Raw genomic sequence first — 12,828 nt, forward strand, 5'->3', positions numbered from 1 at the left:
CTCAATCCACCTAGTCTTCGCGCGCCTGACGCGCCAGCGACAGGACTTCCACCGGCCGCCCTTCGAGTGCGTCATCCACTTTGGCGAGCAGATCGGCCAGCGTAAATGGCTTGACGATCACATCGTAAACCAGTGCCTCGAGCCCATGCGCGCGTTCGCGCTGGTCGGCGAAGCCCGTCATCAGCACGATGGTCACATCGGGAAAGGCCGCGCCCACCTGCAGCGCCAGGGCGATCCCGTCCATCACCGGCATCTTGATATCGGACAAAAGCAGGTCGAAGCGCCCGCCTTCAGCTTCCATGGTTTCGGCGGCCAATCCACCATCTTCTTCGGCCACGACCTCGTGGCCCTTCATGGTAAGCGCACTCACCACGAAAGCGCGGACAGAAGGATCGTCTTCGGCGACGAGAATGCGGGCCATGGAATGTCTCCGGGGGCTGCGGGCCGGCTCGATGACGCCCCTAACGGGCCGCCACAGCGTCAATATAGGAACTTAGAACTCAGTGGTGAACCGCAGGCGCGTGCGCTTCAACAGGCGTTTCCACCGCATGCTCCTGGGCGTCGTGACTGCTGGCCCCATGGGGTGCGGCCGCATGATGCTCAGCCTCATGCCCTTCGGCCATAACCGGTTGCTGTGTCTCTGTGCCTTGGTCGGCTGCACGCGCGACTGCATCGGCATCCTCGCTGCCATTGGCGCCTGAACGTGCTCCGCCGAAGCTGAGGCGAACCCGCGAAGCGTCCGACGGGGGCAAGGGCAGACGCGTGTCAAAGGTTGCGCGTTCCCCCGCCATCAGATCGCGCACGCGCGGCGTGACGCTCCATTCATAAACTGCGTGCCCCGTATCATCGAGCAGGCTCACCAAAACCGGCGGCACCGAGACCGGCCGCGGCATCACGCCCACGATCTGCGCCGAGACGACCAGCACCGGCCGTCCATCGGCTATGGATCGGCTCGATTGCAGGTTCTCGATCTCGAGCCCCTGGACATTCACCCCAAGTCCGATCGAGGCATAAACCCCGGCCATGTCGGGAACGCGCTCGACGATCTGGACCCGGCCGAAATAGCCGCCGAGCACGATCAGCGCCAGCAGCGTTCCGCTGACGATCCGTGCCCCCAGACGCAGGCGCGCCATGGGCAGGCGCGACACCATGGCCCGCTGCCGCCGCGAAAATGCCTTTTGTCGCTCCTGCAGTTCGGCCGCCGATTGGCGCTTACTCCCTTTGGCGGGCAGGACCGGATCGCTCGAACCCGCTCCCTCTGGGCTGCTCGCCTGCTCTTCCTCGGCAAGGGCCCGGTCGAGCGCCTCTTCTTCGATGGCATCGAACAGCCGGTCCGATTCGGCATCGACCGGATCGACGATCCGCAGCTCCGGCTTGCGCGGGGTGACATCGGGCATCGCCGCCTGCTTCCAGGATTTCTGGCAATTTGCGCACTGCACCTTGCGACCCGCCGAGCCGATGGCTTCATAGGTCACCTGATATTGTGTCTGGCAGTTGGGGCAGGTGATGATCATGGAACCGGCTGATACGAGCAAGGCGTTGGCTCGACCCTAACCGGCACCGGGTTAAAACTCCTCAAATCCATGCCAGACCACAATTGTGCCGCTTTCCCCCGTCCAAAGCGGGTGCGATGCCGCCGAGACCGGCGACCACTGCTATGATGGCCCGGTCTTTGATTCGCCTTGCCTGGGCAAGACCACTGGACGAGCTGGGAGCACCCGTTCTTGATCGAATTCGCCGATGTCGGCCTGCGCTATGGCAATGGTCCGGAAATCCTCCGCGACCTCAACTTCTCTGTCGAGCCCGGCTCGTTCCACTTTTTGACCGGCCCCTCGGGCTCGGGCAAAACCAGCCTGCTGCGCTTGCTTCTGCTTTCGCTCAAGCCCAGCCGCGGCAAGGTCACCATGTTCAACGAGGACGTGGGCAAGCTCGACCGCGACAGCCTCCTTCAGATGCGCCGCCATATCGGCATCGTCTTTCAGGAATTTCGCCTCCTTGATCACCTGACGACCTTCGAGAATGTCGCTTTGCCGCTGCGCGTCCTTGGCCAGCCGGAAAGCGAATACCGGCCCAATGTCACTGAACTGCTCGAATGGGTCGGCCTTGGCGAGCGCATGCATGCGCTGCCCACTGTTCTCTCCGGCGGTGAAAAGCAGCGTGCCGCCATTGCCCGAGCCGTTATCGCGCGCCCCAAGATCCTGTTGGCCGACGAGCCGACCGGCAATGTCGATCCAGATCTGTCGAGCCGCCTCGTTCACCTCTTTGCCGAGCTCAACCGCACCTTGGGCATGACGATCATTCTGGCGACCCACGAACTGCCCTTGCTCGATCGCTTCTCCTATCCGCGCATGGTGCTCAACAAGGGGACACTGACCATCCATGACTAGGAGCCTGTTGTCTCGCCTGCCCAACTGGGTTCCCCTGCCCCGCCGCGCCGGCGCCGCACCCATCGTGCCGGAGCATTCGGTGGCCGGACGAACCCTGCTTTTGCTGATCACCATCATGGCGTTTCTGTCGGCCGTGACCCTGGGCGGGGTAGTTCTCGTGCAAAAGTCGGCCATCGCCTGGTCGGCCGATGTCGGACGCGAGATGACCATCCAGATCCGCCCGGTCGAGGGCGAGATCATGGAAAGCAATTTGCGCACCGCCGTCACCTTGGCGGAAACGACGCCCGGCGTCGCCGGAGCTCGCGCCCTCAGCATGGCCGAAAGCCAGGCTTTGCTGGAGCCCTGGCTTGGCGCCGGTCTTGACCTGTCCGCCATCGCCATTCCACGCCTGATCGTCGTTCAACTGGCCGATCCGGTCGACGCCGATATCGAGCAATTGCAGCGCAACCTGCAGGCGATCAATGGCGCAAGTCTTGATACCCATGCCGCCTGGCGCCAGCAGCTCAACACCATGGCTGGTACTGTCGTCGTCTCTGGCCTCCTGGTTCTTGGCCTTATCGGTGTCGCCACGGTTCTCGCCATCATCTTCGCAACGCGTGGTGCCATGGCGTCCAATCGTGAAATCGTGGATGTCCTTCATTTCATTGGCGCCTCCAATCGGTTCATCGCTGGCGAATTTCAGGGGCGGTTTTTGTCGATCGGTCTGCAGGGCGGTTTCTTGGGTGGTCTTCTGGCGGTGCTCTTCTTTCTTCTGATCGGCATGGCTGCCGGATCGGTCCTGCCGACCGAAGCGACCGCACAGGTCGGTGTGCTGTTCGGACAATTCGTTCTGGGGTTCGACGGACTGATCTTTATCGCACTTGTCGTGCCGGTGATCGCCGCCCTGACGGCCATCACTTCCCGCATGACCGTCCGCCGCTATCTCAGCGAAGCCTCGTGACGGGCGCGTTGCGCGCCTGAAACAGCCCTCCCGCCAAACCGCCTCTCGTCAGTGCGCGTTCGGCCCGCTATGGATGAGAAAACTGTGGCCGGAGGACTGTCGCCCATGAGAACCTTATTGCAGGCGATCCGCACGGCGCTGTTCTACCTCGTGTTCATCGGCCAGACCGCCATTATCGCCATCACCATTGGCCTCATAGCCCTTGTCGCCGGCCGCACCCGCTTCACCTGGGGCCTCGCCAAATACTGGTGCTGGTCCAACCTCCAGTTCCTGCGCTACATCGCCGGGCTCAGAACCGAGGTCCGCGGCGCTGAAAACATCCCCAAAGGCGGCTGTATCATCGCCAGCAAGCACCAGTCCGACTGGGATGTGTTTGCAATTTTCCCCCATACCGGCCGCCCCGCCTATATCGTCAAGAAGGAGCTGATGAGCATTCCTTTTTTCGGTTGGGCAGCCCGCTCGCTCGATTGCATCGCCATCGACCGCAAGAGAGGAGCGCAGGCCATTCCCGAAATGATGCGTCAGGCGCGCGCCGCCATTGACCGGGGCTGCCGCATCGTCATTTTCCCCGAAGGCACCCGAAAAGCACCCCTTGCGCCTGCCGATTACCGCCAGGGCATCGTGCGCATGTACTCCGAACTCAATGTGCCCGTCGTGCCCGTGGCGCTCAATTCCGGGCTCTTCTGGGGGCGCAATTCGCCCATCATCTGGCCCGGCCGCGCCGAGGCCGAAATCCTGCCGCCCATTCCAGCCGGCCTGCCGCTCGACGTTTTCACCGAACGCTTGCGCACGAGCATCGAAACCCATTCCGACGCGCTTTCGCTTGCCGCGATCGACAACGGCATTGCCCGCCCGCTCGACCCCACGCTGATCGAGCGTATCGAGGCGGCGCGGCAGCGCGCCAGACCCGACTCAGTTCAGCCATAAACCCTCGCTTATTTCGCCCTGCCGGGCAGCTTGACTGATTCGCGCATTTTGTTCTAATTTTGTTCTATTCCGGCAGGGAGGGATAAAATGCTGTCTTGGATCGATGCGGGCCTTGTTCCCTCTACCGGCCAATCTCGCCTCGGCCACTGGCAGGGCGTATCTGGGAAAATCTACTCGCTCGAAAGCCAGACAATCAGCGACTTCGTGCTGATGGACGGCGATCTTTACCTGATCGCACGGGGCAATAGCGTTCTTTGGGTCGGCTGCAGTGCCGATCTCGTCAGCGATCCGGCAAGCCGCGTGCGCTTCCGCGATGCCCTGGCACGCGCCGATGGCGTGTTCCGCCTCTCGCGCCCAGAGATAGACGATGCACGCCTGTCTCTCGTTGCCGATCTTGAAGGCGCCTTGCCGGCCCGGCTCGATCAGGCCGCCTGATCTTCGCTTTCGAGCCGCCGCGCCAGATCCATCAGCACCCGATCCTCGATACCGAGGCTTTCGAGATGACGCGCGGTGTTGATCACATAGTCGATATTGCGCCCCGAAATGCCGATCCCGGCCCGCACCATGGCCAATTGCTCCTCAAGGCTCAGCCTGCCCGCAAATTGCTCGTGCCTCTCATCGATCACGAAGGTCAGCGCTGATACGCGTCGCCCGTCTTCGAGCGCCACCGGCCGCATCACGTCCCGATAGACCTTGGTCACCTGCTCGCGCGCTTCAAGATATGCCCGGACGCTCGGCCAATCCGCGCCTGCGACCTCGAACACCATGCCCCTGACCGAGCCACCCCGCCGCAAACCGAAGACCAGCCCCGGCCGCTCGACCGTGCCCCTGTGGTGATGAGAGATGATCGAGAGCGAGCGATGTGCGCCCTTGAGCCGCCCCAGATGTGTCGCGACAAAGGGAAAGCCGGGGTTCCAGATCAGCGATCCATAGCCGAACACCCAGTGCGTTTGCCCACCACCCTCGTCCTCTGCCATCCTTGCCACCCGCCTTTCCTCTTGCCCGCCTGCACCGGAAAATCAATCAAAGTTCGGTCTCCGTCACAATACGATCCTTGTCAGGTCTAGTATGAACAAAGGCGAGAGCATGACGACCCGCTTTTGCTTTTGGCCCGCCGGGAGATAAAACCCACTCATGAAGAAGCGAATCATCATTCTCGGCGCCGTCATATTGGTCGTGGTCCTTGGGGCCAGCGCAGCCTGGCTCTATGCAGCAAGCCTTGTGCGCACGGAGGTAGAGCGGCTGGCGCTTGCCGATGGCGAAACCAGTCCGCAATTGACCTGTGGCACCATCGATATCTCCGGCTACCCGTTCGCTTTCGACATCGCCTGCGCCGATGCCGTGGTAGTTTCCGGCGACGTTATGGCGCGTGTGCCGGCCCTGCGGGTCAGCGCCATGGTCTACAACCCCACGCATCTGCTTGCCGGTGCCACTGGGCCCGCCGAAATCTCCGACGCCTTCACCGGGCAACGCACCGCCCTTGCCTGGTCGGGCCTCGAAGCGAGCCTGCGCCTGACCGGAATGCGCATCGCACGTCTTTCCGTCGTTGCCGACGATCTCGCCTGGACCGACATGCTCTTCGGTGACACCACCCTCGCGAGCAGTCCCCATGCCGAGCTGCACCTGCTCGACATGCCCGAGCTGTACGACGGGGATCGGCAGCTTGCCGCTCTCGCGCTTTACCTGCGCGCCGACGCGCTCGCCGTTCCGGGTCTTGCCATCGCAGGCACCGCCCTCGAAGTCGAGGCGGAGATGACGGGCCTGCCGGACGATCTCACGCGCCTCGGCGCGACGCCCTTCCTCCCCACCTGGCAACAATCGGGCGGCACGCTCAAGCTCGTGTCGATTCAGGCGCGCAACGATGAAGCCGATCTCACTGCCTCGGGCGAACTCGCCCTCGACGCGGCCGGCCGCCCCAACGGCACGATCACCATCGATTCCCAGGGCGTTGCCGAGCGCATCGGCCCCATGATCGAGGAACCCTTCCGCACCCTTGTTCTGGGCGTCCCTGGCGAAGACGGTCGCCACGCCAACCAGCTCAATTTCAACAACGGCACCCTGTCCTCGGGCCTTATCCCGATCACCTCGATCCCGCCGCTGTTCTGACTAGCACAGGCCCTACCCACCTCTCCCCTGAGGGGAGAGGTCGCCGCCAAGCGGCGGGTGAGGGGTTCAGAGTTACAGCTCATGCTGGGATGCTGAACCCCTCACCCTAACCCTCTCCCCTCAGGGGCGAGGGGACGATGGGCGCAATGGCGGTGCAAGGGCCAGCACAAATCTCAAAACTCCTGCGTCCCCTCGCCCCTCTGGGGAGAGGGCCAGGGTGAGGGGTACTTGGCGAATAAGTGCCCCGGCCTTCCCTGCCGCTCAGAATCCCAACGCGTCCATGTTGCCAAACCCCGGCAACTATTCTATAGACCCCTCCAATCCCAACAGAGACGAGTCTCTGGGCCGCTCTGGCGGCGCAACGATTTTGATTTCGGAGTACCGACCATGGCAGTGCCAAAACGAAAGACCTCGCCGATGAAGCGCGGCTTCCGCCGCTCGGCCGACGCGATTGCCAACCCAACCTATGTCGAAGACAAGGATTCGGGCGAGCTGCGTCGTCCGCATCACGTCGACCTCAAGTCCGGCATGTATCGCGGCCGGCAGATTCTCGCCGCCAAGAACTGAGCCTGAAAAGGCTGGCGGCGCGGGTGCGCTTGATCTGATACGGAAACGGCCGATCCTTGGCAAAAGGATCGGCCGTTTTCTTTTTCCCAAACCAATTCCCGCCGGCAAGAGCGGCATCAATCTGGAGAGCCTGCCATGACCACACGTGTTGAATCGGACACGATGGGCACCATCAATGTGCCGAACGACAAGTATTACGGCGCACAGACCGCTCGCAGCCTCGCCAATTTCGACATCGGCACCGAAAAGATGCCCAAGGAGATCGTCACCGCCTTCGCCATTCTGAAAAAGGCGGCTGCGATCACCAACGCAAAGCTTGGCCTGCTCGACCCCGCGCTGCGCGATCTCATCGTCGCAGCAGCCGACGAAGTCATCGAAGGCAAGCTCGACAATCATTTTCCGCTTGTCGTCTGGCAGACCGGCTCGGGCACCCAGTCCAACATGAATGTCAACGAGGTCATCTCCAACCGCGCCATCGAGATGGCCGGCGGCACCATGGGTTCCAAAAAGCCCGTGCACCCCAATGACCATGTCAATATGAGCCAGTCGTCCAACGACACCTACCCCACGGCCATGCACATCGCCGCGGTCGAAGCGGTCGTGAACTATCTCTTCCCTCGCGTCAAAATCCTGCGCGACACGCTCCATGCCAAGTCCGAAGAATTCATGGATGTGGTCAAGATCGGCCGCACCCACCTTCAGGACGCGACGCCCCTGACACTGGGCCAGGAAATGAGCGGCTGGGTCGCCCAGATCGACCTTGCGATCGCCTCGATCGAAGCGACCCTTCCGCAGTTGCGTGAGCTTGCCCTTGGCGGCACCGCCGTTGGCACTGGCCTTAACGCTCATCCCGATTATGCCGTCGCCGTTGCTGCCGAAATCTCGACCCTTTCCGGCCACGACTTCATCACTGCCCCCAACAAATACGCCGTCATGGCCGGCCATGACGCATTCGTCGGCACCTCGGGCGCCCTCAAGCAGCTCGCCGTAGCTTTCATGAAGATCGCCAACGACGTGCGCTGGCTCGCCTCCGGCCCGCGCTCAGGCCTTGGCGAATTGACGATCCCTGAAAACGAACCCGGCTCTTCGATCATGCCGGGAAAGGTCAACCCGACCCAGTCAGAAGCCATGACCATGGTCGTCGCCCATGTCATGGGCAATGACGCAGCCATCGGTTTTGCCGCCTCGCAGGGCAATTTCGAGCTCAACGTCTTCAAGCCCGTCATCGCCTACAATTTCCTGCAGTCCGTGCGCCTGCTTGCCGACGCCGCCAAGAGCTTCAACGACAACTGCGCCATCGGCATTCAGCCCGACCGCAAGCGCATCAAGCAGCTGGTCGATCAGTCCCTGATGCTCGTCACCGCGCTCAATCGCAAAATTGGCTACGACAACGCCGCAAAGATCGCCAAGACCGCCCACAAGAACGGCTCAACCCTGCGCGAAACCGCCATCGAACTGGGCCTGCTCACCGGCGAAGAATTCGACGCCGAGGTAAAGCCCGAACAGATGGTCGGCCCGCTGACGATCAAGAAGTAAGGCTGTCCGGCTACATCCCGGCCAAACGGCTATTTCGTCCCCTCGCCCCTGAGGGGAGAGGGTCAGGGTGAGGGGTTCGGTGTCACGGCAAAGGCCACGATGCCGAACCCCTCATACCCCGCTTCGCGTCACCTTCTCCCCTCAGGGGAGAAGGCTGGGCGACCACACCTACCCCCGTCGCGCCGCATCGATCGCGGCGACGTCGATCTTCTTCATGGTCATCATCGCCTCGAACGCGCGCTTGGCCTCTTCCCCGCCAGCCGTCATCGCTTCGGTCAGCGTCCTTGGCGTAATCTGCCAGGAGACGCCCCACTTATCCTTGCACCAGCCGCATTGGCTCTCTTCGCCGCCATTGCCGACGATGGCGTCCCAGTAGCGGTCGGTTTCTTCCTGGGTGTCGGTGGCGATCTGAAAGGAAAAGGCCTCCGAATGCTTGAACGCCGTTCCGCCATTGAGCCCGATGCAGGGAATGCCAAAGACCGTAAATTCCACCGTCAGCACCTGACCTTGCTTGTTCGACGGATTGTCGGCCGGCGCCCGGTTGACAGCCCCGACCCTCGTATCGGGAAATGTCCTGGCGTAAAAATTGGCCGCCTCTTCGGCCTCGCTGTCATACCAGATGCAGACTGTGTTCTTGGGGATGGACATATCGGTCTCCTCGGTTCCGGTTTCGGCCCCCGCGATAGTTCACCGCAAATCCGGGCCACTAGCAACGCGACGTTCATCGCTCTTGGATTTCGACACGCAAAGACGCTATGGAGGGGAATATCCTGGGCGTTCGCGCCTCAAGAAAACAGCTTGCGCAATTGCCCGCCAATTGAGGCATTAAAAGCGGAGCGAACGAAATTTTTGGATTCCGTTCGCTCGACACTTTCCCTTCAAAAGACGACAAAGTCTGTCGAGTAAAGGACTTATCGTGTCAGACCACAAGAACAGCGCCGTGACTGAAGCGGCCGCCATTCGCCTCGAAAACGTCGAAAAGACCTATGCGGCCCGCGGCGACAATGGCGCGGTCACGGCCCTGCATAGCGTCGACCTCGCCGTGCCCGAGGGAAATATCCTCGGCGTCATCGGCAAGTCCGGCGCGGGCAAGTCCACCCTCATCCGGCTCGTCAACGGCCTTGAACGCCCCACGACCGGCCGGGTGATCGTCCATGGCACCGACATCGCAGCGCTGTCCGAACGCGATCTGCGCGATCAGCGCCGCTCCATCGGCATGATCTTCCAGCATTTCAACCTGCTGTCGCGCCGCACCGCGTTCAACAATGTCGCCCTGCCTCTCGAAATCGCGGGCCTATCCAAAGCCGAGATCAGAAAGCGCGTCCTGCCGCTTCTCGACCTTGTGGGCCTTGCCGACAAGGCCGACCGCTATCCGGCCGAACTCTCCGGCGGGCAAAAGCAGCGCGTCGGTATTGCCCGGGCGCTCGCCACCAATCCGCGCGTGCTGCTTTCGGACGAGGCCACCTCGGCCCTTGATCCGGAAACCACCGCACAGATCCTGGCTCTCCTCAAGAAAGTCAACGCCGAGCTCAATCTCACCGTCCTCCTGATCACCCACGAAATGTCGGTGATCAAGGCTGTCGCCGATCGCGTCGCGGTCATCGATGGCGGCCGCATCGTCGAAGATGGCGAGACCTATGATGTCTTCACTCATCCCCGGCACGCAACGACACGGCGCTTCGTGTCCGAACTGACTGGCACGGCCCTGCCCGATCATCTTCTCGCCCGCATCGGCCCGATCCCCGCCCCAGACAAGCGCGCACTGATCCAGCTCACCTTCAAGGGCGAAGGCGCAAACCAGCCCTGGCTCTCCATCCTGACGCGAAAACTCGACATGGACCTCGGTATCATCCAGGCCAAGGTCGATCACATCGCTGGAAAACCCTTCGGAACCCTGGTGGTCAGCGCGGCGGCCGGTCGCGACCAATTGGTGGCCCTCCAGCGGGAAGCCGCAACACTTGGCCTTGAAACCGAGGTGCTCGGCTATGCTTGATATTCTGACCCCGCAAATGGCCAAGCTCTTCTGGGATGCCCTGGGCCAGACCTTTTATATGGTCGCCGTTTCCGGCCTCATCGGCACGCTGATCGGCCTGCCGCTCGGTGTGTTCCTAGCCACGAGCCAGCGCGGCGAGCTTTTTGCTGCCCCTGCCCTTAATGCCGCCATCGGCCTTGTGGTCAATGCCGCCCGCTCGACGCCGTTCATCATTCTCGTGGTTGCTATCGTCCCACTGACGCGCCTGATCGCCGGCACCTCGATCGGCACGGCTGCTGCCATCGTGCCGCTGACCATTGCTGCCGCCCCCTTTATCGCCCGCATCATCGAAGGCGCCATTCGCGGGGTCGACCAGGGGCTGATCGAAGCGGCGCGCTCGGTGGGCGCCAGCCCCATCCAGATCGTCCAGAAAGTTCTGCTGCCCGAAGCGCTGCCAGCCATTACCCTGGGCCTGACGCTGACCGTTGTCAGCCTCATCGGCTATTCGGCCATGGTCGGCGCGGTCGGCGGCGGGGGCTTGGGCGATCTCGGCATCCGCTTCGGCTATCAGCGCTTCATGCCTGATGTGATGCTGGCCGTCGTTCTCGTCCTCATCGTCATCGTCCAGGGCGTTCAGAGCCTTGGCGACTATCTGGCCCGGCGCTTCGACAAACGTTCGCGCCATTAACTCTTCCCCTCAACCAAGACGGATTGCTTTCATGACCATCAAGGCTCTTTCCTCCGCCGTTCTTCTCGCCACTGCGCTCCTGGCAACGCCCGCCCTTGCCGAGACCATCCGCATCGGCGCCACCCCCGGCCCCCACGCCCAGATCCTCGAAGCGGTCAAGCCGATCCTGGCCGAACAGGGCTATGAGCTCGAAATCCTCGAATTTTCCGACTACGTGATCCCCAACGAGGCTCTTGCCTCGGGCGATCTCAACGCCAATTCCTTCCAGCACCAGCCCTATCTCGACAACCAGGTGCGCGATCGCGGCTATGCCATCGAATCGGTCGCAACCACGGTTAATTTTCCGATCGGCATCTATTCGGACAAGGTCGAGAACATTGCCGACCTGCCCGAAGGCGCCAAGATCGGCATTCCCAACGACCCCACCAATGGCGGTCGCGTTTTGCTGCTGCTTGAAGACAATGGCCTCTTGGATCTGACCGATGGCGTCGGCACCGCCGCTTCCGTCGCCGATATCATCGACAACCCGAAGAATTTCGAGATCATCGAAGTCGACGCCGCCCAGCTGCCGCGTGTTCTGCCCGACGTCGATGCCGCCGGCATCAACACCAATTTCGCCGAACAGGCCGGTCTTGATCCGATCAACGACCCGATCCTGCGCGAAGACGCCAAGGGCCCCTATGTCAACGTCATCGCCGTGCGCAGCGAAGACAAGGACCAGCCCTGGGTCAAGGCCCTTGTCGATGTCTACCACTCCGACGAGATCCGCACCTTCGTCGAAACCACCTTCAACGGCGCCGTCCTCGCCAGCTGGTAATTTTGCCTGCTGCGGAAGAACGCACCTCGAACCCCTCGTCCACTGGCGAGGGGTTTTGTCTTGTTCCTGGCCCGGCTTTGGCCTCAAGGGTTTGATTTGCTGCCCACTTGCCTTAGGAAAAGGGCATGGCACGCCGAAGAAAAACCCCCCTGCGATATCTGCGCATACCGCTCGTGGTTCTTGCTCTGCTCGCAGCCATTCCTCTCGTGTTGACGCCGGTCTATCTTTTCGTCCAGCCCATTTCCGTGCCCATGCTGGAGCGCTACCTGACGGGGCGTCCGGTGGTGCGCACCTGGCGCGATATCGACGCCATTTCGGATCGCCTCAAGGCCTCGGCCATCCTTTCCGAAGATGGCCAGTTCTGCCGCCACTGGGGCGTGGACATCTCGGCCTTGCGGGCGGAAATCGATAATTATCTCAGGGGACAACGGGCGCGCGGCGCCTCGACGCTGACCATGCAGGTGGCGCGCAACCTCTTCTTGTGGAACGATCCCGATCCTCTGCGCAAGGCGCTCGAAGTGCCGCTGGCGCTCTATATCGATCTCGTCATGCCCAAAAAGCGGATCATGGAGATCTACCTCAACATCGCCGAATGGGGCCCTGATGGCGAGTTCGGGGTGGCCGCGGGCAGCGAGCGGGCCTTTGGGCGCGAGCCGCAGAATCTTGATTGGCGCACGGCAAGCCTGCTTGCCGTCACCCTGCCCAATCCCCTGGTGCGCAATCCCGCACGGCCCAATGCAGGGCTTCAACGCGTTGCCGGCATCGTCGAGCAACGCGCCAGGCTTTACGGCGAGCGGGCCAGTTGCGTGGGGAGCAGTGGGCGGCTGGCGCTTTGAGCCAGTAGCCTTTTCGTGCTTCTGCCCCCCAGGAAGGAAGGAAGTGTTCAGC

Annotated in this window: 15 protein-coding genes; 11 read left to right on the top strand and 4 right to left on the bottom strand. The window is 62.2% G+C overall.

Features of this window, described 5'->3' with window-relative positions; translation table 11 throughout:
* Nucleotides 1–10: 10 nt before the first annotated feature.
* Entirely contained in the window at nt 11–421 is a 411-nt protein-coding gene (locus tag BM364_RS13465; RefSeq protein ID WP_092425484.1) for a response regulator, read from the bottom strand.
* A gap of 79 nt (nt 422–500) precedes the next feature.
* Entirely contained in the window at nt 501–1,514 is a 1,014-nt protein-coding gene (locus BM364_RS13470; protein WP_092425486.1) for an MJ0042-type zinc finger domain-containing protein, read from the bottom strand.
* A gap of 210 nt (nt 1,515–1,724) precedes the next feature.
* On the opposite strand from BM364_RS13470, the gene BM364_RS13475 reads away from it, so the two are divergent.
* The 4 genes from BM364_RS13475 to BM364_RS13490 all read left to right on the top strand — a co-directional run bounded on the left by BM364_RS13475 (nt 1,725) and on the right by BM364_RS13490 (nt 4,689).
* Entirely contained in the window at nt 1,725–2,387 is a 663-nt protein-coding gene (locus tag BM364_RS13475; protein ID WP_092425488.1) for a cell division ATP-binding protein FtsE, read from the top strand.
* On the top strand, nt 2,380–3,327 hold the full coding sequence (locus tag BM364_RS13480) for a cell division protein FtsX (protein WP_244542881.1): 948 nt from the start codon (nt 2,380–2,382) through the stop codon (nt 3,325–3,327). The genes BM364_RS13475 and BM364_RS13480 overlap by 8 nt, the downstream gene beginning before the upstream one ends.
* Nucleotides 3,328–3,432: 105 nt before the next feature.
* Nucleotides 3,433–4,254 (top strand): lysophospholipid acyltransferase family protein, encoded by an 822-nt coding sequence (locus BM364_RS13485; RefSeq protein WP_175528610.1) that lies wholly within the window; start codon nt 3,433–3,435, stop codon nt 4,252–4,254.
* Between the two features lie 87 nt (nt 4,255–4,341).
* Nucleotides 4,342–4,689: a hypothetical protein gene (locus tag BM364_RS13490; RefSeq protein ID WP_092425492.1), complete on the top strand. Its 348-nt coding sequence runs from the start codon at nt 4,342–4,344 to the stop codon at nt 4,687–4,689.
* Here the strand turns inward: BM364_RS13490 and BM364_RS13495 are convergent.
* Nucleotides 4,677–5,231: a gamma-glutamylcyclotransferase gene (locus BM364_RS13495; RefSeq protein WP_092426333.1), complete on the bottom strand. Its 555-nt coding sequence runs from the start codon at nt 5,229–5,231 to the stop codon at nt 4,677–4,679. The two genes, BM364_RS13490 and BM364_RS13495, sit on opposite strands and share 13 nt — an antisense overlap.
* A 157-nt stretch (nt 5,232–5,388) precedes the next feature.
* Here BM364_RS13495 and BM364_RS13500 point away from each other — a divergent pair, with 157 nt between their 5' ends.
* The 3 genes from BM364_RS13500 to fumC all read left to right on the top strand — a co-directional run bounded on the left by BM364_RS13500 (nt 5,389) and on the right by fumC (nt 8,463).
* Nucleotides 5,389–6,360, top strand: a complete 972-nt coding sequence (locus BM364_RS13500) for a DUF2125 domain-containing protein (protein ID WP_092425493.1) — start codon at nt 5,389–5,391, stop codon at nt 6,358–6,360.
* Nucleotides 6,361–6,747: 387 nt separating this feature from the next.
* The gene (gene rpmF, locus BM364_RS13505; RefSeq protein WP_092425495.1) at nt 6,748–6,927 is read left to right on the top strand and encodes a 50S ribosomal protein L32; all 180 of its coding nucleotides are present in this window, start codon (nt 6,748–6,750) and stop codon (nt 6,925–6,927) included.
* A 135-nt stretch (nt 6,928–7,062) separates the two neighbouring features.
* On the top strand, nt 7,063–8,463 hold the full coding sequence (gene fumC, locus BM364_RS13510; RefSeq protein ID WP_092425497.1) for a class II fumarate hydratase: 1,401 nt from the start codon (nt 7,063–7,065) through the stop codon (nt 8,461–8,463).
* Between the two features lie 168 nt (nt 8,464–8,631).
* Here fumC and BM364_RS13515 read toward each other — a convergent pair whose 3' ends face one another.
* Nucleotides 8,632–9,111: a VOC family protein gene (locus BM364_RS13515; protein WP_092425499.1), complete on the bottom strand. Its 480-nt coding sequence runs from the start codon at nt 9,109–9,111 to the stop codon at nt 8,632–8,634.
* A gap of 268 nt (nt 9,112–9,379) precedes the next feature.
* Between BM364_RS13515 and BM364_RS13520 the strand changes: the two genes are divergently transcribed.
* The 4 genes from BM364_RS13520 to BM364_RS13535 all read left to right on the top strand — a co-directional run bounded on the left by BM364_RS13520 (nt 9,380) and on the right by BM364_RS13535 (nt 12,776).
* Complete coding sequence (locus BM364_RS13520; RefSeq protein ID WP_244542882.1) at nt 9,380–10,456, top strand: methionine ABC transporter ATP-binding protein; 1,077 nt, start codon at nt 9,380–9,382, stop codon at nt 10,454–10,456.
* Nucleotides 10,457–10,472: 16 nt separating this feature from the next.
* The gene (locus tag BM364_RS13525) at nt 10,473–11,123 is read left to right on the top strand and encodes a methionine ABC transporter permease (RefSeq protein WP_210186450.1); all 651 of its coding nucleotides are present in this window, start codon (nt 10,473–10,475) and stop codon (nt 11,121–11,123) included.
* Nucleotides 11,124–11,154: 31 nt separating this feature from the next.
* A complete protein-coding gene (locus tag BM364_RS13530; RefSeq protein WP_092425503.1) occupies nt 11,155–11,940 on the top strand; it encodes a MetQ/NlpA family ABC transporter substrate-binding protein in 786 nt (261 codons plus the stop codon).
* Nucleotides 11,941–12,065: 125 nt separating this feature from the next.
* Nucleotides 12,066–12,776 (top strand): biosynthetic peptidoglycan transglycosylase, encoded by a 711-nt coding sequence (locus tag BM364_RS13535; protein WP_211198889.1) that lies wholly within the window; start codon nt 12,066–12,068, stop codon nt 12,774–12,776.
* The last annotated feature ends 52 nt before the right edge of the window (nt 12,777–12,828 follow it).

The organism is Devosia crocina (assembly GCF_900116545.1).
Lineage (GTDB): Bacteria > Pseudomonadota > Alphaproteobacteria > Rhizobiales > Devosiaceae > Devosia > Devosia crocina.

Excerpts from the sequence above, each read along its gene's own strand:
- fumC (WP_092425497.1), top strand. The coding sequence starts at position 7,063 with ATGACCACACGTGTTGAATCGGACACGATGGGCACCATCAATGTGCCG.
- BM364_RS13530 (WP_092425503.1), top strand. The coding sequence starts at position 11,155 with ATGACCATCAAGGCTCTTTCCTCCGCCGTTCTTCTCGCCACTGCGCTC.
- rpmF (WP_092425495.1), top strand. The coding sequence starts at position 6,748 with ATGGCAGTGCCAAAACGAAAGACCTCGCCGATGAAGCGCGGCTTCCGC.
- BM364_RS13515 (WP_092425499.1), bottom strand. The coding sequence starts at position 9,111 with ATGTCCATCCCCAAGAACACAGTCTGCATCTGGTATGACAGCGAGGCC.
- BM364_RS13465 (WP_092425484.1), bottom strand. The coding sequence starts at position 421 with ATGGCCCGCATTCTCGTCGCCGAAGACGATCCTTCTGTCCGCGCTTTC.
- BM364_RS13480 (WP_244542881.1), top strand. The coding sequence starts at position 2,380 with ATGACTAGGAGCCTGTTGTCTCGCCTGCCCAACTGGGTTCCCCTGCCC.
- BM364_RS13470 (WP_092425486.1), bottom strand. The coding sequence starts at position 1,514 with ATGATCATCACCTGCCCCAACTGCCAGACACAATATCAGGTGACCTAT.
- BM364_RS13485 (WP_175528610.1), top strand. The coding sequence starts at position 3,433 with ATGAGAACCTTATTGCAGGCGATCCGCACGGCGCTGTTCTACCTCGTG.
- BM364_RS13490 (WP_092425492.1), top strand. The coding sequence starts at position 4,342 with ATGCTGTCTTGGATCGATGCGGGCCTTGTTCCCTCTACCGGCCAATCT.
- BM364_RS13535 (WP_211198889.1), top strand. The coding sequence starts at position 12,066 with ATGGCACGCCGAAGAAAAACCCCCCTGCGATATCTGCGCATACCGCTC.
- BM364_RS13525 (WP_210186450.1), top strand. The coding sequence starts at position 10,473 with ATGGCCAAGCTCTTCTGGGATGCCCTGGGCCAGACCTTTTATATGGTC.
- BM364_RS13500 (WP_092425493.1), top strand. The coding sequence starts at position 5,389 with ATGAAGAAGCGAATCATCATTCTCGGCGCCGTCATATTGGTCGTGGTC.
- BM364_RS13495 (WP_092426333.1), bottom strand. The coding sequence starts at position 5,231 with ATGGCAGAGGACGAGGGTGGTGGGCAAACGCACTGGGTGTTCGGCTAT.